General features: G+C 60.7%; 17 protein-coding genes. 14 read left to right on the top strand and 3 right to left on the bottom strand.

Annotated elements, in window-relative coordinates:
* Positions 1-66: 66 nt before the first annotated feature.
* Positions 67-993 (top strand): LysR family transcriptional regulator, encoded by a 927-nt coding sequence (locus JKA62_RS15720; protein ID WP_011334216.1) that lies wholly within the window; start codon positions 67-69, stop codon positions 991-993.
* Between the two features lie 119 nt (positions 994-1,112).
* Here JKA62_RS15720 and JKA62_RS15725 read toward each other — a convergent pair whose 3' ends face one another.
* Positions 1,113-2,231, bottom strand: coding sequence for an SMP-30/gluconolactonase/LRE family protein (locus JKA62_RS15725; RefSeq protein WP_201818542.1), 1,119 nt, complete (start codon positions 2,229-2,231; stop codon positions 1,113-1,115).
* A 242-nt stretch (positions 2,232-2,473) separates the two neighbouring features.
* On the opposite strand from JKA62_RS15725, the gene JKA62_RS15730 reads away from it, so the two are divergent.
* From JKA62_RS15730 to JKA62_RS15740, 3 genes are read left to right on the top strand one after another with little or no spacing between them, the layout of a single operon-like run.
* On the top strand, positions 2,474-3,295 hold the full coding sequence (locus tag JKA62_RS15730) for an ABC transporter substrate-binding protein (protein WP_201818543.1): 822 nt from the start codon (positions 2,474-2,476) through the stop codon (positions 3,293-3,295).
* Complete coding sequence (locus tag JKA62_RS15735; protein ID WP_011334213.1) at positions 3,292-4,137, top strand: amino acid ABC transporter permease; 846 nt, start codon at positions 3,292-3,294, stop codon at positions 4,135-4,137. The genes JKA62_RS15730 and JKA62_RS15735 overlap by 4 nt, the downstream gene beginning before the upstream one ends.
* Positions 4,138-4,172: 35 nt before the next feature.
* Positions 4,173-5,561 (top strand): LLM class flavin-dependent oxidoreductase, encoded by a 1,389-nt coding sequence (locus JKA62_RS15740; protein WP_201818544.1) that lies wholly within the window; start codon positions 4,173-4,175, stop codon positions 5,559-5,561.
* A gap of 2 nt (positions 5,562-5,563) precedes the next feature.
* Here the strand turns inward: JKA62_RS15740 and JKA62_RS15745 are convergent, their stop codons facing one another.
* Positions 5,564-6,271: a cupin domain-containing protein gene (locus JKA62_RS15745; protein WP_201818546.1), complete on the bottom strand. Its 708-nt coding sequence runs from the start codon at positions 6,269-6,271 to the stop codon at positions 5,564-5,566.
* A gap of 61 nt (positions 6,272-6,332) precedes the next feature.
* On the bottom strand, positions 6,333-7,187 hold the full coding sequence (locus tag JKA62_RS15750; RefSeq protein ID WP_201818547.1) for a GNAT family N-acetyltransferase: 855 nt from the start codon (positions 7,185-7,187) through the stop codon (positions 6,333-6,335).
* A gap of 592 nt (positions 7,188-7,779) precedes the next feature.
* Here JKA62_RS15750 and JKA62_RS15755 point away from each other — a divergent pair.
* The 10 genes from JKA62_RS15755 (at position 7,780) to argE (ending at position 19,176) form a co-directional block, all read left to right on the top strand.
* Entirely contained in the window at positions 7,780-8,448 is a 669-nt protein-coding gene (locus JKA62_RS15755; protein WP_201818548.1) for a haloacid dehalogenase type II, read from the top strand.
* A 34-nt stretch (positions 8,449-8,482) separates the two neighbouring features.
* On the top strand, positions 8,483-9,757 hold the full coding sequence (locus JKA62_RS15760; protein WP_085610317.1) for an NAD(P)/FAD-dependent oxidoreductase: 1,275 nt from the start codon (positions 8,483-8,485) through the stop codon (positions 9,755-9,757).
* A 94-nt stretch (positions 9,758-9,851) separates the two neighbouring features.
* Entirely contained in the window at positions 9,852-11,489 is a 1,638-nt protein-coding gene (locus JKA62_RS15765; protein ID WP_039768550.1) for an ABC transporter substrate-binding protein, read from the top strand.
* A 47-nt stretch (positions 11,490-11,536) separates the two neighbouring features.
* Positions 11,537-12,493 carry an ABC transporter permease gene (locus tag JKA62_RS15770; protein ID WP_201818549.1) on the top strand — a complete coding sequence of 319 codons (957 nt, stop codon included), beginning with the start codon at positions 11,537-11,539 and terminating at the stop codon, positions 12,491-12,493.
* Positions 12,490-13,365, top strand: a complete 876-nt coding sequence (locus JKA62_RS15775) for an ABC transporter permease (protein WP_201818550.1) — start codon at positions 12,490-12,492, stop codon at positions 13,363-13,365. The genes JKA62_RS15770 and JKA62_RS15775 overlap by 4 nt, the downstream gene beginning before the upstream one ends.
* A gap of 1 nt (position 13,366) precedes the next feature.
* Complete coding sequence (locus JKA62_RS15780; protein WP_201818551.1) at positions 13,367-15,208, top strand: ABC transporter ATP-binding protein; 1,842 nt, start codon at positions 13,367-13,369, stop codon at positions 15,206-15,208.
* Positions 15,205-15,513 (top strand): (2Fe-2S)-binding protein, encoded by a 309-nt coding sequence (locus JKA62_RS15785; protein WP_201818552.1) that lies wholly within the window; start codon positions 15,205-15,207, stop codon positions 15,511-15,513. The genes JKA62_RS15780 and JKA62_RS15785 overlap by 4 nt, the downstream gene beginning before the upstream one ends.
* Positions 15,495-16,871, top strand: coding sequence for an FAD/NAD(P)-dependent oxidoreductase (locus JKA62_RS15790; RefSeq protein WP_201818554.1), 1,377 nt, complete (start codon positions 15,495-15,497; stop codon positions 16,869-16,871). The genes JKA62_RS15785 and JKA62_RS15790 overlap by 19 nt, the downstream gene beginning before the upstream one ends.
* Positions 16,868-18,022 (top strand): NAD(P)/FAD-dependent oxidoreductase, encoded by a 1,155-nt coding sequence (locus JKA62_RS15795; protein WP_201818555.1) that lies wholly within the window; start codon positions 16,868-16,870, stop codon positions 18,020-18,022. The genes JKA62_RS15790 and JKA62_RS15795 overlap by 4 nt, the downstream gene beginning before the upstream one ends.
* Positions 18,019-19,176, top strand: a complete 1,158-nt coding sequence (argE, locus tag JKA62_RS15800; protein WP_201818556.1) for an acetylornithine deacetylase — start codon at positions 18,019-18,021, stop codon at positions 19,174-19,176. The genes JKA62_RS15795 and argE overlap by 4 nt, the downstream gene beginning before the upstream one ends.
* Positions 19,177-19,193 lie beyond the last annotated feature (17 nt).

Genomic DNA, 19,193 nt, shown 5'->3' on the forward strand with positions numbered 1-19,193 from the left:
GGGCCGGGGGAGGGTGTAGCATCCGCACTTGTCTCAAGCGGATTGCAGGTCTGAAGGACGATCAGGATGGATAAACTTTCAAATATGTCGGTGTACGTAAAAGTGGTCGAGATGGGCAGTTTCACGGCCGTTGCGAACCATCTGGACTCCACTGTCGGCAATGTCTCGCGCGCCGTCTCGGCACTTGAAAATGTGCTCGATGCGCGTCTGTTGCAACGATCTACCCGACGTCTTTCGGTGACCGACGCGGGTCGTCGGTTCTACGAGCGATGCATCAAGATCCTGGCTGACCTGGAAAGTGCAGAAGCAGAAGCGAGCAATGCAGCCTTGAAGCCCAGGGGAACCTTGCGCGTGCACTGCGTACCTGGACTTGCTCGGCACCTGGTGACCGGCGCAGTGCTGGCGTACCGCAATGAATTTCCGGACGTCACCGTGGATCTGATGCTCTCGCAACGCATGCCCAACCTGCTCGAGGACCAGTTGGATGTCTCGATCCTGATTGCCCGTACGCTGCCGGATTCAGCGTATGTCAGTCAGAAGATCGGCGTCAGTCATTGCGTTCTGGCCGCGTCGCCCGACTATCTGGAACGACACGGAACCCCGACCACGCCTGACGAACTCAGCGCTCATCAATGCTTGCTGCTCGGAACGGTGGACTATGTGCGGGATGAGTGGCAGCTCAAGAGCAAAGCAGGTGACGCGACCTTCGTTCCCACCGGACCGAGCTTCAGCGTTAATGACATGGACGCGATGGCGGTCGCCATTCGGCAAGGGGCCGGTATCGGCTTGCTGGCTGGATTTACCGCTATCGATGATTTTCGCTCTGGCCAACTGGTTCGGGTTCTGCCTGACTACCATACGTATGAGCGAAACGTGTATGCGGTCTACACGTCTCGACAGTTCGTCGATGCCAAGATCACACGCTTTATCGACAGTTTGAAGGACCGTGTGGGGAGTCAGCTGGCAGCAACGGCTCAGGCACTTATCGATTGAAAGCCCCAGGCCGCATCGGTGAGGCAGGGGACTGCAAGGATTGAATGCCGCGCATCCCTGGTTGCGCGGCAAGATGTTGTTTCGAGACTCAGCAAACGATCAAGAGCACAACGGCGTGCTCACAATGCAAACGTAGTCCCGCGAGTATTCACAAAAAGCGAGTAGATCGAGTGACTGCTTGCCATGAACAGCCTGTTCCCTTCGCGCCCCCCGAAGCACAGGTTCGGGCAGCGCTCTGGCAGCGAAATATGCCCGATGGCCTTGCCCTGTGGGTTGAAAACCCGCACGCCGTCGAGTTTTTCCAGGTCGGCCCTGGGATCTCCATTGCCGCCCCAGCCGCACCACAGGTTGCCCGCTTCGTCGCACTTGATACCGTCGATTGCCGCATAGTCCAGCCCCTCGATGTGCTTGCGACGCTCGCCCAGTGTGCCGTCTTCCTTCACGGCAATGGCCCAGATCAAGCGATTGGGTTTGGCGCGACCTTCGACGACATACAGGGTTTTCTCGTCGGGAGAAAAGCACAGACCATTGGGGCCGTTCAGGTCGTCGATGACCCGAGTGACCTTTCTGCTCTCACCGTCGATGCGGTAAACGGCGTGGGGTTGGCTCGGGGTGATTTTGTGGCCTTCGTAGTTGTTGCCGGTCTGGAATGGCGGATCGGTAAACCAGATCGATCCGTCACTTTTGCAGACGATGTCGTTGGGCGAGTTGAAGGGCTTGCCCTCGAAGCTGTCGGCCAGCACGGTGGTCGTGCCGTTGTATTCGGTGCGCGTGATGCGGCGGCCTTCGCTGGTGGTGGTAGAGCCTTCGCAGACGATAAGCCGCCCTTGGCGATCCCGGCACATCCCGTTGGAGAAGTTCGAGTGCTCACGGTAGACGGTGAAGGTCTCGGTGATTTCATCCCAGCGCATAATGCGATTATTGGGGATGTCGCTGACCAGCAAGTAGCGGCCATCACCGATCCAGACCGGTCCTTCGGCCCAGCGCATGCCGGTGGCAAGTTTTTCCACACTGGCGTTGAAAATACGCAGGTCGAGGAAACTGTCGTCGAGGATGTGAATCAGTGGATCCGGGTAGCGTTGACTCAACGGTTCGGCGGCTTCAGCGAGACTGGGCAGCAAGGCAGAGCCGGTGGCGAGCGTGGCAGAAACAGCGAGGGATTTTTTCAGGAAGCTGCGGCGGGTATTGCCGTATACCTGTTCGAGGCTTTCAGGCTTGGCGGACAGGGATGAGTCCATGTAGCGATCTCCGTGGTTTTATTTTTTTTGAGGAGACTTAGTAATATCCCGTGATAGGACATCGTACAAGTTAATCATTTTCCAACCCTGACAGGGCTTGGCGTTGGAGGCGCGTCGGTTAAGGCAGAGGGCCAGGATTCCATATAGCCCAAGCGCAGCTTTTTATTCCCAAAACGAAGTTCATATTAATTTTATAGTGCGTTTTAATCTAATCAGGTTTTTCCTGATTGGAGCATTCGCACTTGAAGATCCCGACACATTTGACACTTGGTCTGGCGCTCGCCGTCAGTTGCTCTGCAGCATTCGCCGGGCCCACCCTTGATCGCGTGACGCAAAAAGGTGAGCTCACCGGTGTCCTGATGGAGAGTTACCCGCCGTTCTCTTTTCTCAATGACCAGAATCAGCTCGACGGCTTCGATGTGGATGTCGCTAAAGCTGTGGCCGAGCGCCTTGGGGTCAAGCTGAAACTTGAAACTCCATCCTGGGACGTGATTGCCGCGGGGCGCTGGAACGGTCGATACGACATCTGCGTGTGCTCGATGACACCGAGCAAGGCGCGGGCCGAAGTGTTCGACTTCCCCGTGGAGTATTACCAGTCGCCGGCGGTGATCGTGGTCAATGCAAAGGACAAGGACATTGCCACTGGCAAGGACTTGTCCGGCAAAAAAGTCGGTGTGATCAGTGCGTCGACTTATGAGGCCTATCTGAACAAGGATCTGGTCATTGAAGGCGCCGAGGACAAACCGTTGAGCTATCCGTTCGACAATGTCCAGATCGCGCCTTACGACAATGAAACCGTTGCCTTCCAGGATCTCGCACTGGGTACCGGCGTGCGCCTGGATGCCATGGTCACCAACCTGATCACCGCGCGTGAACGCATCGCTCAGGATCCGCGCTTCAAGATTGCCGGAGATCCACTGTATGCCGAACCGAACGTCGTGGCGGTCGAAAAAGGCGATCCGCAATGGAATGCGAAAGTCACCGAAGTCATCGCACAACTCAAGACTGACGGCACGCTGAGCAAAATATCCCGCAAGTGGATCGGTTCTGATATCAGCCAATGACAGCCATTAACCCGCATCCGGCCAAAGCGGCTGTTACCCCGCAAAAGCAGCCGCCACTGACACGTCAGCTGTTCGGCTTTCGCACGCGCCTGTATCTGACGTGGGCGGCGCTGTCGGGTCTGGGCGTGTGGTTTTTCATGCGCTTCGATCTGAAGTTTTCGATCATTCTGGAGAAGTGGCCCAACCTGGTCGGCCTGCATCTGGGCCCGAACGGGTTCTTGCAGGGCGCTGCGCTGACGATATTCCTGTGTTTCTGCTCGATCTGGTTTTCGTTATTGCTGGGCTTTGTCACCGCGCTGGCCAGGCTGTCGAGCAGCGCCGTGGCATTTGGTATCGCCAGCTTCTACGCCTCGTTCTTTCGCGGCACGCCACTGTTGATCCAGATCCTGTTGATCTATCTGGGGCTGCCGCAGCTGGGCGTGGTGCCGGGTGCAATCAGCGCCGGGATCATCGCGCTGTCGCTCAACTACGGAGCTTATCTGAGTGAGATTTTTCGTGCCGGCATTCTCGCGGTTGCCCCGGGTCAGCGCGAAGCAGCCGCCGCATTGGGCCTGAGGCCGGCCGCGACGTTCATCCATATCATCCTGCCGCAAGCCATGCGCACGATCATTCCGCCGACCACCAGCCAGTTCATTTCGATGCTCAAGGATTCTTCCCTGATTTCGGTCATGGGGGTCTGGGAAGTGATGTTTCTGGCGCAGTCGTACGGGCGTTCGTCCTACCGTTACATTGAAATGCTGACCACCGCAGCCGCCATCTATTGGCTGTTATCCATCGGTCTCGAACTGATCCAGCATCGCCTCGAACGCCATTACGGCAGAGGCTTCAAGCATCAGCGCTGAGCCATTCCGTTGAATGATTTCTTGCAGGAACCCAGATGTCCGATCCTAAACCTCTGCTGTTTGCACTCTATGAACAAGCCAGCGTCGGCTGCGGCGGTGCGCCGAGTCTGTGGACGCACCCGGCTGACGAACGCCTGGCGATCAACTCACTGGGCTATTGGTCAAACCTGGCGCGGATTGCCGATCAGGCGCACCTCGATATGTTGTTCTTTGGTGACGTGCTGGGTTTCTACGATGTGTTCGGCGGCAATGCCGATGCGGCGATGAAATGGGCGGTGGAGGCACCGGCCAACGATCCGTTGATGATCATTCCGGCGTTGGCGGCCGTGACGGAAAACCTGGCGTTTGGTGTCACGGTGACCACCAGTTATGAGCACCCGTTTACCCACGCCCGGCGCTTCAGCACGCTTGATCACCTCACCAATGGGCGAGTGGGGTGGAATATCGTCACCTCTTACCTGTCCAGCGCCGCCCGCAATTTCGGGCTGGAGCAAATGATCAAGCATGACGATCGCTATGAACGCGCCGAGGAGTTTCTCGATGTGGTGTACAAACTCTGGGAAGGCAGTTGGGCCGACGACGCCGTGGTGGCCGACAAGTCCCGCCAGCTGTATGCCAGAGGCGAGCGGGTGCGACCGATCAATCACGAGGGTGCGCACTATCGCGTGGCCGGGCCGCACCTGACCGCTCCGTCCCCGCAGCGCACCCCGTTGCTGATTCAGGCGGGCTGGTCGGGACGCGGTCGAGAGTTCGCCGCCAAGCATGCGGAACTGATCTTCATCGCCAAATCCAACCCGCAGGAAATCCGTCAGGGCCTGGAAGACATCTGGGCCCAGGCTCAGGCGCGTGGGCGTCAACGTGAAGACGTTAAATCGCTGACGGTATTGCGCATCGTCACGGCCAAAACCGAAATCGAAGCCCAGCGCAAATACGACGAGCTGCAAAGCAACTATCACTTGCAGGCACAACTGGTCAGTTACGCCGGCGACACCGGCATCGACATCAGCCGCTACGCCGACAGCGATGCGCTATCGACGCACACCGAAGGCCTGACCTCATACGTCATGCGCCCCGATGGCAGTGGCAAGCCGCTGACGGCGGGTGATGTGAAAAAGCGCTTCGCCAGCGTTACCCGTGGCAGCGACCTGATTCTCGTCGGAACACCGCAGCAAGTCGCCGATCGCATCGAAGAGCACGCGCGAATTTCCGGCACCAGCGGCTACATGCTCAACCCGTTGATCAGCCCAGGCAGCCTTGAGGACTTTGTCGAACTGGTGATTCCCGAACTGCAAAAGCGTGGGCTGTACCGGACTCAACCGCAGAGTGGCACTTTCCGTTCGCGGTTGCGGGAAGACCGCTCCAGTCACCTGCCTGAGTCGGCCTATGGGGCTTCGTTCCGCTTCGACAAGGCGCTTCATGGCTGACGCTATTTAACCGCATACACTTTGCGTACATAGCGCGTGCTTTTCCAGGCGCACGGCGCTCCGCGCGCAACAAACACGCTGTCGCCGGTATTGACGGTCACGCTCGAGCCCTCAGGCGTCTGCAACGTTACGCTGCCTTCGATCAGATACATCAGCTCATTGAGCTTGTGCGGGCGACCGTGACGTTCGTAGGGCGTCGAGTCCCACACGCCGACACGCAGATCGGTTGTGGCGTCTTCGAAGGCATTACGTGAGCGGCATTGCGGTGTCGGACCGATCAGTATCTGCTGCTCCGGCGCGGCGGAGGGTGACAGATGCGCCTGCGGGTCGAGCAAGGTCAGGCCGGGTGTCGCGGCTGCGCTGGCCATGGCGCAAAACGCCCACCGGGTGCCGGTGTGTGCTTCGATCCGCACGTCCGTGCCCCGGCCGATGACCGCGCTGGCGCCGACGGCCAGTTCCAGTGTCCGCTCCCGGGTTTTCAATGTCACATGGCCCGCGTGAACCACGATCACTTCGGTGTGCGGGAAGTCGTCGATATCAAGGCTAGCGCCTGCTTCGACGATGCCTGCAGATATGCCATCGCTCCCGGACCAGGCCATCTGACGTCCGGTCGGGAAAGGGTCTGCAGCGTTCAAGGGTTGCTGTTTGAAAGCGGTGTCGACGCGACTGCCATCGGCACGAGCCAACAGCATGATGCAAGGTTCGGACATTCGGGTGACGCTCCAGGTATTGAGAGGATTTATTGAGGGGCGGCAAGCGCCAGCCCGATAGTCAGCCGATGGCTTGAGTGACCAGGGCAAACTGCCGAACGCCATGGTTTGCTTGCGGTGCGGCACCGCGGGACATTTGTGCCACGGTATCGACCTTCTTGAGGCCGGCGGCTTCCAGCCAATCGGCCAGGCCGCAATCCGCTGGAATATCGATGCGCACAAAGGCGTCCGGTATTCCTGCCAACAATGTCGCGATCAGGTGTTGGGCTTGCTCAAGGTTTTCGGTGATCAGCGGGCCGATGCAACGACCGCGACCGAACGGGCGCAGCAGGGCGAAGGCGCGTAACTGACCGTCGCGCACAATGCCCACCGAATGCTCTACGACAGAGAACAGATCGCTGAGCACCGCTTGCCGATCCAGCCCGCTGCCGGCATTGGCCAGTTCCAGCACCCGCGGATGATCCGCCTCGTGCAGCGGGCGGCTTTCTTCACCGTCTGCCAATGGCCCGGGCACGGGGGCTTGCGCCTGGCCCTGATGCTGCTGAATCCGGCCAAACTCGACAAAACCCTGGCTGGCATACAGCGGTGCGCCGGCCACGGTCGCATTCAATATCGCCGTGCTTGACTGGCAAGCCTGCAGTGCGTGTTCCATGAGCTTTCGCCCGATGCCCTGGCCCTGGTAATCGTCACTGACAATGACCAGGCCAATGGTCGTGAAATCACCTTGCGGGCAGGCGAACGCGGTGCCGATCAAACGCTCGCCATCGAGTACGACAAAGCCCTTGCTGACCCGTTGCAGCATGGCCCAGTCGTCAAGTCGATGGGGCCACTTCAATTGCACGGACAGTGCATGAGCCTTGGGCAGGTCGTCGGCAGTCATCGGCCGATAGACGTAGGAAGGGAGCGGGGTGGACATGGCGATTCTCCGATCAAGAGTGTGCGCTGGCGCCGGGTTTTGCGGCGAGGTGAAGCCTGTATCCCATCTGGATGAAAGCCTGACAAGGGGGCAGGGAATATTCGGCAGATTCCGCGAAGCACGGTCCCGAAGACCACACTTACTACTTAATCCGGGCCTTGTGTCGGCAGCAAATGCTTGGGCCTTTTTACCCTATAAAAGGCTTGTACCGAGTCTCGTCGCTCAGGCGCAGGATGTAGGTTCAATCGCCTCGATTCAGAACCGGGCTGACAGGCGCCGCAGCAACTGATGCCCAGGCTGCGATGGGGCGCAGTTTCTGCGGGCAAAGTCGCTGTCGGAAATCAAAAACGGCAAATAAAGGTCCATAAGTGCGCATAAACAGGGGCTTTGCCCAAGGCTGGAGCGCACCGCAAAGTCTGCTGAGTGGAATGACCAAAACGGTGATTTGTATCGAACGGAGGTCGCTTTTAACGCCATCTGCTGATTTCACGGTGTTGTAATGACGGTGTGCTGCAGCGTTGCATCGCTACTGCGCAAACCAGGCAAATGCTTGTAGCGCCATTGACCTCAACGAACTTCAGGAACGCACTCAATGAGCTTTCTTCGCCCCAAATTCATTACCTTCGACTGCTACGGAACGCTGACCAATTTCCACATGGGCACGATGACCCGCGAACTCTTCGCCGATCGCGTTCCCGCTGAGCAGATGGATCAGTTCGTCAAGGATTTCTCGGCCTATCGCCTGGACCAGGTCATGGGCGACTGGATGCCGTATGACGAGATTCTCAAGACCGCTCTGGCGCGTACCTGCAAGCGTTGGGGAATCGATTACCGCGAAGAAGGCCAGCTGTATTACGACGCCGTTCCGACCTGGGGCCCGCACCCGGACGTACCGGCCGGCCTGTCGAAAATCGCCGACAAGATTCCTCTGGTGATTTTCTCCAACGCCAGCAACAGCCAGATCATGTCCAACGTCGAAAAACTCGGCGCACCTTTTCACAAAGTCTTCACGGCCGAACAGGCACAAGCCTACAAACCACGTCTGGCGGCGTTCGAGTACATGCTCGACAACCTCAACTGCGGCCCGGAAGACATCTTGCATGTGTCCTCCAGCTTCCGTTACGACCTGATGCCGGCCCACGACATGAAGATCAAGAACAAGGCCTTCGTCGCCCGTGGCCACGAAGTACCGGGCAATGCCTTCTACAGCTACCACCAGATCCCGGACATCGGCGGTCTGGCCGCACTGGTCGGCCTGTAACGACATATCCTCATTGGCAAAGGCGGGATTGAACATGGGCAGTGAATCCTACTGGCTCGACAGCGCACCGGCCTTCACCGGCGCACAGCTCGGCGGTTTGCCCGGGCAAGTCGATGTGGCCATCGTCGGTGGCGGTTTCACCGGGCTGGCGGCAGCCCGGGCCCTGGCGCTCAAGGGCGCCAGTGTGGTGGTGCTGGAAGCAGGGCGGGTGATCGGCGAGGCTTCGGGACGCAATGGCGGGCAGTGCAACACGGGGGTGGCGCAGGACTACGCCAGCCTCAGCGCCAGCCTCGGTGCCGACCGGGCCAAAGCCTATTACCAGGCTTACGAAAGTGCCGTGCAAAGCGTTGTCTCGTTGGTCGAGCAGGAACAGATTGCCTGTGACCTGTTGCGCAACGGCAAGCTGAAACTGGCGGCAAAACCGCTGCACTACGAAGGGCTGGCTCGCACCTGCGAGCTGATTCGCAACGAAGTCGATGCCGATGTTGAATTGCTGTCTGCCGAACAGACCCGCACCGAAGTCAACTCTGCGCAGTTCCATGGCGGCCTGCTGCAGCGCAATGGCGTGCAGATGCACGTCGGGCGTTTCGGCGTCGGTCTGGCAGAAGCGGCGGTGCGTCACGGCGCGCTGATCCATGAGGGCACCTCGGTGCTCGACTGGAAAGCCCGGGCTGGTGGTTATCAGGTCAACACCAGCAAGGGATCGCTGCACGCCGGGCAGGTGCTGCTGGCGACCGGTGCCTGTCAGCACGGTGGTCTGGGCTGGTATCGGCGGCGGATTGTGCCGGTGGGCAGCTTCGTCATTGCCACCGAGGTTCTGCCGCGGGCGCTGATCGACCAGTTGCTGCCGGGGCGCCGCGCTTATGTCACCAGTCGAATGATCGGTAACTACTTCCGCCTGACCCCGGACAACCGCCTGCTGTTTGGCGGGCGCGCGCGGTTTGCCATGTCCGACAGTGTCAACGATGCCAAGAGCGGCAAGGTGCTGCAGGCGGCGATGATCCAGATGTTTCCGCAACTGGCCGGCGTCAGGATCGATTACTGCTGGGGCGGCCTGGTAGACATGACCTCAGACCGTTTGCCGCGAGCCGGCCAGCACGGTGGCGTGTTCCATTCGATGGGCTACAGCGGCCACGGCGTGCAGATGTCGGTGCACATGGGGCAGGTGATGGCCGATGTGATGGCCGGCAATGCCGAGGCCAACCCCTGGCGTGAACTCGACTGGCCGGCGATCCCCGGGCATTTCGGCAAGCCTTGGTTCCTGCCTTTCGTGGGCGCCTATTACCGCTTTCAGGACTATTTGCATTGAGCTGATGCTGTGGCTTTACCGTCGTTTGCGTTTCCAGGACGTTCCGGCCAACCGGAACACTTGAGCCTTCTTAATTTCGACAGGTAGCACTGAAATGACTGATCACAAGAACGACTCACCTCTGATCTCGGGCGAAGAAAGCCTGCGGGTGTTCGAAGGCCTCAATCGCGGCATGTCACGCCGTCACGCGTTGCAAATGCTCGGTGTGGCCGGTGTAGCGGCTGCCGGCGCCGGCAGCCTGTTCGGTGCCGCGGGCAAACTGTTGGCCGATGACACGGCGACGCCGGGCAAAGGCAAGCAGGGTGGGCGCATACGTGTCGCCGGCATGTCCAGCTCCACCGCCGACACCCTCGACCCGGCCAAAGGTGCGCTGTCCACCGACTATGTGCGGCACTACATGTTCTACAACGGCCTGACCCGTTTCGACGCGCACCTGGTGCCGCAACTGGAACTGGCCGAGCGCATCGATAACACCGACGCGACCCTGTGGACGATCACCCTGCGCAAGGACGTGACGTTCCACAACGGCAAAACCCTCAGCGCGGCCGACGTGGTGTTCTCGCTGTCACGACACAAGGATCCGCTGACCGGCTCCAAAGTCATGCCGCTGATGGAGCAGTTCGCCGAAATCAAGGCCACAGGGGCCAACGAAGTACAGATCCGCCTGACTGCACCGAACGCCGAATTGCCGTCGATTCTGGCCGTCTCGCATCTGCTGATCGTTCCCGAAGGCACCACTGACTTCAACCAGGGCATTGGCACCGGACCGTTCAAGGTCAAGGAGTTCAAACCGGGCGTACGTTCGGTTGCCGCACGCAACACCGGCTACTGGAAGCCAGGCCTGCCGTACCTCGACGAAATCGAATTCATCGCCATTGGCGACGAGCCGTCGCGGGTCAATGCGCTGCTGTCCGGCGACGTGCACATGATCAACGAGGTCAACCCGCGCTCCACCGACCGGATCAAGGCCAGCGCCAGACACCGGGTCGTTGATGCGCCATCGGGCAACTACACTGATTTGATCATCCGTCAGGATCAGCTGCCGGGTCAGAACGCCGATTTCACCCAGGCGATGAAGTACCTGCTCGATCGCGAACAGATCAAGTCGGCGGTGTTTCGCGGCTTTGCCGTGGTCGGCAACGATCATCCGATCGCGCCCGGCTCGCGCTACTACAACAGCGACCTGCCACAAACGGTCTACGACCCGGAAAAAGCCAAATTCCTGCTGAAAAAAGCGGGCATGGAAAACATCAGCATGGAGCTGTTTGCGTCGCCTGCCGCAACGGGTTCCGTCGATATCGCAGTGCTGTTGCAGCAGTCGGCCAAACAGGCCGGGCTCAAACTCGACGTCAAGCGCCTGCCGAGCGACGGCTACTGGTCCAACCACTGGATGAAGCACCCGATCAGCTTCGGCAACATCAACCCACGTCCGAACGCCGACGTGATGTTCTCGCAGTTCTTCCAGTCGAAGGCGCCGTGGAACGAGTCCGGCTGGAAGAACGAACAGTTCGATCAGTTGCTGATGCTCGCCCGCGGCGAAACCGACGATGCCAAGCGCGGCAAGATGTACGCGGACATGCAAACCCTGGTGCACGACCACTGTGGCATCGGCATTCCGGTGTTCATCAGCAACATCGACGGCGTCGATCAACGGATCAAGGGCTACGGCAGCAACCCGCTCGGCGGCTTCATGGGGTACATGTTCGCCGAGCAGGTCTGGCTGGACGCTTGAACAGAGCCGTCGAAATGAACGGCAAGCCAGGTGCAGGAGGGTAGGCGATGAATAGCAACACACTGTGGTTGATCGGTCGACGGCTGGGCGCCGCGATCGTGACTTTGTCGATCGTATCGATGGTCGTGTTCGCGATCACGGCGGTACTGCCTGGAGACGCGGCACAACAATCCCTTGGCCAGTTTGCCACCCCGGAACAGGTGGCGGCGCTGCGCTTGAAACTGGGGCTCGATCAACCCGGTGTGGTGCGTTACCTGCACTGGTTGATGAGCCTGCTCAGTGGCGATATGGGCGTGTCGGTATCCAACGCGATGCCGGTCGTCGAGCTGATGGCCGGGCGTGTGCCCAACACCCTGATGCTGGCAGCCGCCACCGCGCTGGTGTCGGTGCCGGTGGCGTTGGTTCTCGGCATCGGCTCGGCGATGGGTCGTGGCGGCCGGATCGACAGTGTCTTGAGTTTCACCACCCTGGCCATGGTCGCGGTGCCAGAGTTTCTGGTGGCGACCCTCGCGGTGCTGATCTTTGCGGTAAACCTGGGCTGGTTGTCGGCGCTGTCCTATGCCAGCGACATCACTTCACCGTGGCAATTCATGCGCACTTACGCCTTGCCGGTGATGACGCTTTGCTGCGTGATCGTTGCGCAAATGGCGCGGATGACCCGCGCGGCAGTGATCGATCAGCTCGACAGTCCCTACGTGGAAATGGCCCGGCTCAAAGGCGTCAGTCCGATGCGCATCGTACTGCGCCACGCTTTGCCCAATGCCATCGGGCCGATCGCCAATGCGATTGCGCTGAGCCTGTCGTATCTGCTCGGCGGGGTGGTGATTGTCGAAACCATCTTCAACTATCCCGGCATCGCCAGCCTGATGGTCGATGCCGTGACCAACCGTGACATGGCACTGGTGCAGGCCTGCACCATGTTGTTCTGTACGGCTTATCTGGGTCTGGTGCTGATTGCCGACCTGTGCGCGATTCTGTCCAATCCGAGGCTGAGAAACCAATGAACAATCTCATTGTGAAATCGACGCCCGCAGCCCCCGACCTGTCAGCCGGCAAGGTGTCTCACGGGCCCGCGTGGCTGGGACTCATCGGCGCCACCATCTGCGTTATCTGGCTGCTGGTTGCGTTATTCGGCCCGTGGCTGGCGCCGCATCCGGTCGGCGAGGTGGTCTCGGGCAACGTGTTCGACAACATCAGCGCGGTGTACCCGTTCGGCACTGATTATCTGGGCCGCGACATGCTCAGCCGGGTGCTCGTCGGCGCACGCTTCACCGTTGGCCTGGCGTTGATTGCGGCGGTGCTGGCCAGTGCGCTGGGCACCGGTTGCGCGCTGCTGTCGGTGGTGTCGCCGAAGTGGCTGGACGAGGTGATCAGCCGCTTGATGGACGCCTTTATCTCGATCCCGAGCAAGATGCTCGCGTTGATCATGGTTTCGGCATTCGGCTCTTCAGTGACCCTGCTGATCAGCACGGCAGTGTTGAGCTTCGCCCCGGGTGCGTTCCGTATCGCCCGCAGCATGGCGGTGAACATCGAAGCGCTGGAGTACGTGCAGGTCGCCCGAACCCGTGGCGAGCGGCGCTTGTACATCGCGTGCGTGGAGATCCTGCCGAACATGCTCAATCCGGTGCTGACTGACCTGGGCTTGCGGTTTGGTTTCATCGTGCTGCTGCTCAGCGGCATGAGCTTTCTCGGGCTGGGCGTGCAACCGCCGGATGCCGACCTCGGTTCGCTGGTGCGGGAAAACATCGGCGGCCTCAATCAGGGCGCTCCGGCCATCGTCATCCCGGCGCTGGCCATCGGCACCCTGACCATCGGCGTGAATCTGTTCATCGACAGAGTGTCGTCGCGACGCAGTCGCCGCACCGGAGGCCATTGAAATGTCCCAATTGATTCGAGTTGAAGACCTGCGCGTGGTTGCTTGCGGCGAGCATGGAGAAACGGAGATCGTCAAAGGCGTGAGCTTTGCCCTGGAACAAGGTGAAGTGCTGGCGTTGATCGGCGAATCGGGCTCGGGCAAGACCACCATTGCCCTCGCTCTGTTGGGGTATGCCCGACGGGGCTGTCGGTTGTCCGGCGGCGTGGTGCAGGTCGGCGAGCACAACATGCTCGCGCTCAGCGAGCAGCAATTGCAGGGCCTGCGCGGTAATCGGGTGTCGTATATCGCGCAGAGCGCTGCGGCGGCTTTCAACCCGGCGAAGAAGCTGATCGACCAGGTGGTGGAGGGCGCCTTGATTCACGGTCTCGGCACCCGCGCCGCCCTTGAGGCCAAGGCCATTGAACTGTTCCGCGATCTGGCCCTGCCAGACCCGGATCACATCGGCCAGCGTTACCCGCACCAGGTGTCCGGCGGGCAACTGCAGCGGGTGATGGCGGCAATGGCGCTGATCAGTGATCCGTTGCTGGTCATCCTCGACGAACCGACCACGGCGCTCGATGTGACAACCCAGATCGACGTGTTGCGAGCGTTCAAACGCGTGGTGCGTGACCGTGGCGCGACAGCAGTGTATGTGTCCCATGACTTGGCCGTGGTGGCGCAAATGGCCGATCAGATCGTCGTGCTCAATGGCGGTCAGATATACGAACAAAGCGCTACGGCGGCGCTGCTCAAAGGCCCGAGTCATGAATACACCCGCAGTTTGCTGGCAGCCGCGCGGCCGGACACGACGATCCGCCCACCTGGCGGTATTGCCGAAGAAACCCCGCTGCTGACCATTCGCGGCCTGACTGCCGGTTACGGCAACAAGAACACCCAGGGCATGCCGGCCATTCGTGTACTGGAAGACATTGATCTGACCGTGCGCCGGGGCCAGGCGATTGGCGTGATCGGCGAGTCGGGTTCGGGCAAGTCAACGCTGGCCCGCGTGGTGGCCGGCTTGCTGACGCCGGCATTGGGCGGGCTGACCTTTGACGGGCAACCGCTGGGCGGTTGTCTGGCCGAACGCAGCGACGAGCAATTCCGGCGGATCCAGATGGTGTTCCAGAACGCCGACACGGCGCTCAATCCGATGCACAGCATCAGCACGATTCTGAGTCGGCCGCTGAAAATGTATTTCAACCTCAAAGGCGCGGCGTTGCGCGAGCGTATCGGCGAATTGCTGGATCTGGTGCGCCTGCCGCGAGCCCTGGCCGAGCGTCGTCCGAGTGAATTGTCCGGCGGGCAGAAACAGCGGGTGAACCTGGCGCGGGCACTGGCGGCCAAACCCGATCTGATCCTCTGCGATGAAGTGACCTCGGCGCTGGACACCGTGGTCGGTGCCGCGATTCTTGAATTGCTCCGCGATTTGCGTGAGCAGCTCGGTGTGTCCTACCTGTTCATCAGTCATGACATCTCCACCGTGCGCGCGCTGTGTGATGACGTGGTGGTGATGTACAGCGGCCATAAAGTTCAGGCCGGCAGCCGCCAGTCGTTTGCGCAGGCGCCGTTCCATCCCTACACCGATCTGTTGATTCACTCGGTGCCGGAGCTGCGCCAGGGCTGGCTGGAAACCTGCGGGACGACTTGCGGCGAACTGCCGCCCATCGGGCCCAAAGCCAATGTCGCCGAGCTGTGCACCTTCCTCAATCGCTGCCCGGTGCGCGTCGATGGCCTGTGCAACCGTACGGCACCCAACCGCCGAATCATCGACGGTGGCAGTGAAATTCTTTGCCACCACGACAGCGTCGAACTGCTGAAAACCCAGCGGGACGTGACCATCTTGAATCAGGGAGCCTATGCATGAGTGCTCGTTTTGTGAGACTGGCCGAGCAGGGCCGGGTGACCGTCGGGTTGACCGTGGATGGCGTGCCCATCAAGGCCTTGCAGGGCGACACACTGATGGTCGCATTGCTCACTCAGGGCAATGCGCTGCGCCAATCGGAATTCGATAGCGGTCGACGTGCCGGGTTCTGCCTGATGGGCGCCTGCCAGGATTGCTGGGTGTGGACGCGCAGCGGCGAACGCCTGCGTGCGTGCTCCAGTGAAGTCCGTGAAGGGCTGGATCTCCTCACCACACAACCGGAGGCGACATGGCCACTGCACGGGTAGTTATCGTCGGCGCCGGTCCTGCGGGGATTCGCTGCGCCGAGACGTTGGTGAAGGCCGGCATCAAACCGGTCCTGATCGATGAAAATCGCCGCGGCGGCGGCCAGATCTATCGGCGCCAACCCGAAGGTTTTACCCGCGACTACCGCGCGCTGTACGGCACTGAAGCGGCCAAGGCGCGCGACCTGCACGAGAGTTTCGAGCGCTTGCGCTCACACATCGATTACCGTCCTGACACGCTGGTGTGGAATCTGGTGCCTAGGCAATTGAGCTGCGTCAGTCAGGGTCACCATACGACGGTGGACTTCGACGCGTTGATCCTGTGCACCGGCGCCACGGACCGTTTGATGCCCATTGAAGGCTGGCAACTGGCGGGCACCTACAGCCTCGGCGGGGCGCAAATCGCGCTCAAGTCGCAGGCGGTATCCATCGGCCATCGCGTGGTGTTCATGGGCAGTGGTCCACTGCTGTATCTGGTGGCCAGCCAGTACGTGAAGGCCGGCGCCAACGTCGCTGCGGTGCTTGATACATCGCCGATGAGCAAACGCATCGTCGCGCTGCCGAAGATGCTCGCGCGGCCCGCGGTGTTGCTCACCGGGATGAAACTGTTGGCGCAGTTGTACCAGGCGAAAATACCGGTGCATCTGGGGATCAAGCCGGAGCTGATATCGGGAGATGCCACCCGCGGCGTCAGTGGTGTTCGCGTGCGCTCAGCCAAGGGCGAAACCCTGGACATCGATTGCGATGCCGTGGCCCTGGGGTATCACTTGCGTCCGGAAACCCAGCTGGCCGATCTGGCCGGGTGTCGCATGCGTTTTGATGAAGCGTCCGGCCAATGGTGGCTGGCGCTTGATGAAGAGGGCCGCACTTCGGTCAGCGGTGTGTATGCCGCCGGCGACGGGGCAAAGATCCGCGGTGCCGATGCAGCTGAACATGCCGGACGTCTGGTGGCGATGGCGCTGCTGGAGGATCAGCAACAACCGGTGGATGCCGGTTGGCGCGCAGAGCAACGGCGTGCACTGGCGGTGATGGATCAGTTCCGCCTCGGTCTGGCGCAGGCATTTCCCTGGCCCGCCGAACAGGCCGGGGCCTTGCCGGATTCGGCGATCGTCTGTCGCTGCGAGATGATCAGCGCGGGCGAACTGCGCCGTACGGTCAGTGAAAAGGGCGCGTGTGAAGTCAATCGGGCCAAGGCCTTCAGTCGGGTCGGCATGGGCCGTTGCCAAGGCCGCTACTGCTCGCAGGCCGGCGCCGAAGTGATTGCCGCCGCGGCCGGCGTCAGTGTGCAACAGGTCGGCCGCCAGCGCGGTCAGGCCCCCGTCAAACCGTTGCCGATGGTGATCATCGAGGAACCGACATGAACCCGCAGAAAAGTGATGTATTGATTATCGGCGGCGGCATCATGGGTGCGGCGTCAGCGTTTTTCCTGCGTCAGCGCGGGCACTCCGTGACCCTGCTCGAGCGCGACCTGATTGGCCAATACGCCAGCGGTGTCAACTTCGGCAACGTACGGCGTCAGGGCCGTTATCTGGGGCAACTGGAATTGGCCAACCGTTCGTTTGCGCTGTGGAAGCGCTTGCCGGAGCTGATTGACGACGATCTGGAGTTCATCGCCAGCGGCCACATGCGCGTGTGTTACCGCGAAGACGAAATTGCCGAGCTCGAGGCGTATGCCGCTGCACCGGAGGCGGCGCAACTGGATTTGCAGATCTATCACGGCGCTGAACTGCATCGGCGCTTTCCGTTTCTGGGACCGGACGTGAAGGGGGGCTCCTACGCACCGCATGACGGTCACGCCAACCCGCGTCTGGCAGCGCCGGCATTCGCCCGGGCGGCGCGGCGGATCGGTGCGCGTATCGAAGAACAGACCGAAGTGGCCCAAGTACAGAAAACCGCAGGCGAGTTCAGCGTCACCACCACCGATGGCCGACAATATCGCGCCGCACAACTGCTGATCACCGCCGGGGCCTGGGGCGAGAAACTGTCCGCGCAGTTCGGCGAACCGGTACCGCTGGACACCCATGGCCCGCAGATGGCGGTGACGGAACCGGTGCCGTACGCCTTGCCGACGGTGATCGGCGTGTTCACCAAGATCCCTGAGGAAGTCATTTATTTCCGGCAGATTCCGCGCGGCAACATCATCATTGGCGGCGGCTATCGCAGCAAACCGGACATGGTCAATCGCCGTGCCTATGTTGAGCCACGCAGCATCCTCAACCAGATCCGGCAAATGCGCCGACTGCTGCCGGGCGTCGGCAATCTGAACATCATCCGGGTCTGGAGCGGCATCGAAAGCTATCTGCCGGACTCGCTGCCGATCATGGGGCCAAGCGGTACGGTCGATGGCCTGTATTACGCATTCGGCTTCTGCGGTCATGGTTTCCAGTTGGGGCCGGGCGTCGGTGACGTCATGGCTGAATTGATCAGTACCGGCAGTACCTCCACGTTGATTGAACCCTTTTCCATACGCCGGTTCGCCCCCTTGGCCGAACAACGGAGCAAAGCCTCATGAAACCCCGTGTACTGGAGATTCTCAAACGATTGATTGCGTTCGATACCGTATCGTCGGAATCGAACATGGCGTTGATCGAGTACGTTCGCGAGTTGCTGCTGAGCAAGGGCATCGAGTCGCTGATCGTCAAGGACGAAAGCGGCAAGAAGGCCAATCTGTTTGCCAGTACCGGTCCGAAAGACCAACCGGGCATTCTGCTGTCCGGACACACCGACGTGGTGCCAGCAGCGGGGCAGGCGTGGACGGTTCCACCGTTCCAGCTGACGCAGCAGAACGGGCGGGTTTACGGGCGCGGCAGTTGCGACATGAAAGGCTTTATCGCGCTGGCCATCGACGCGATGCTTGACGCTGCTGAACATTCCCTCAGCCGTCCGCTGCAGCTGGCGCTGTCACACGATGAGGAAATCGGCTGCGTTGGCGTGCGGCGCTTGCTTGATGTGCTGCATCTGGCGCCGGTGCGGCCGTTTCTGTGCCTGATCGGCGAACCGACCAACATGCAGTTTGTGCTGGGGCACAAGGGCAAGGGCTCGTACCGCACCTATTGTCGGGGGCTGGAGGCGCATTCTTCGCTGGCGCCGCGCTCGGTCAACGCGATCCACGTGGCCTGCGATTTCATTGCTGCGTTGCGTGAATCCCAGCGCCAACTGCAGGAGCAGGGCGCCCGGGATGCCGATTACGATGTGCCTTACACCACCGTGCACGTCGGCCAGATCGGCGGTGGCCGGGCGCTGAATATCGTACCGAATCTGTGCACGGTGGATTTTGAAGTGCGCAATTTGCCGGCCGATGATCTGGAACAGATCCTCGCGCAGATGCAGGAGCGTGCCGAGGTGATCGTGCGCGAGGCGCAGAAGCTCTCGAGCGTGGCGGCCATCGAGATTGAAACGGTCAATGTCTACCCCGGACTGGACACCCACCCGAGCGTCGAAGCGGTACGGTTCCTGAAAAAATTCGCGGCGCCGGATACCGCAACGTCCAAGGTTTCGTTCGGTACGGAAGGCGGGTTGTTCAAGCAGCGTCTGAATGTGCCGGTGGTTGTCTGTGGGCCAGGATCGATCGAGCAGGCGCACAAGCCCGACGAGTTTATCGAGATCAGCCAGATGGAGGCGGGGGAGCGCTTTCTGGAAGGTTTGCTCGGTTCGCTGAAACGATAGGAAACAGCAATTCTGCT

The sequence above is a fragment of the Pseudomonas sp. B7 genome (genome assembly GCF_016735645.1).
GTDB classification, from domain to species: Bacteria; Pseudomonadota; Gammaproteobacteria; order Pseudomonadales; family Pseudomonadaceae; genus Aquipseudomonas; species Aquipseudomonas glycinae.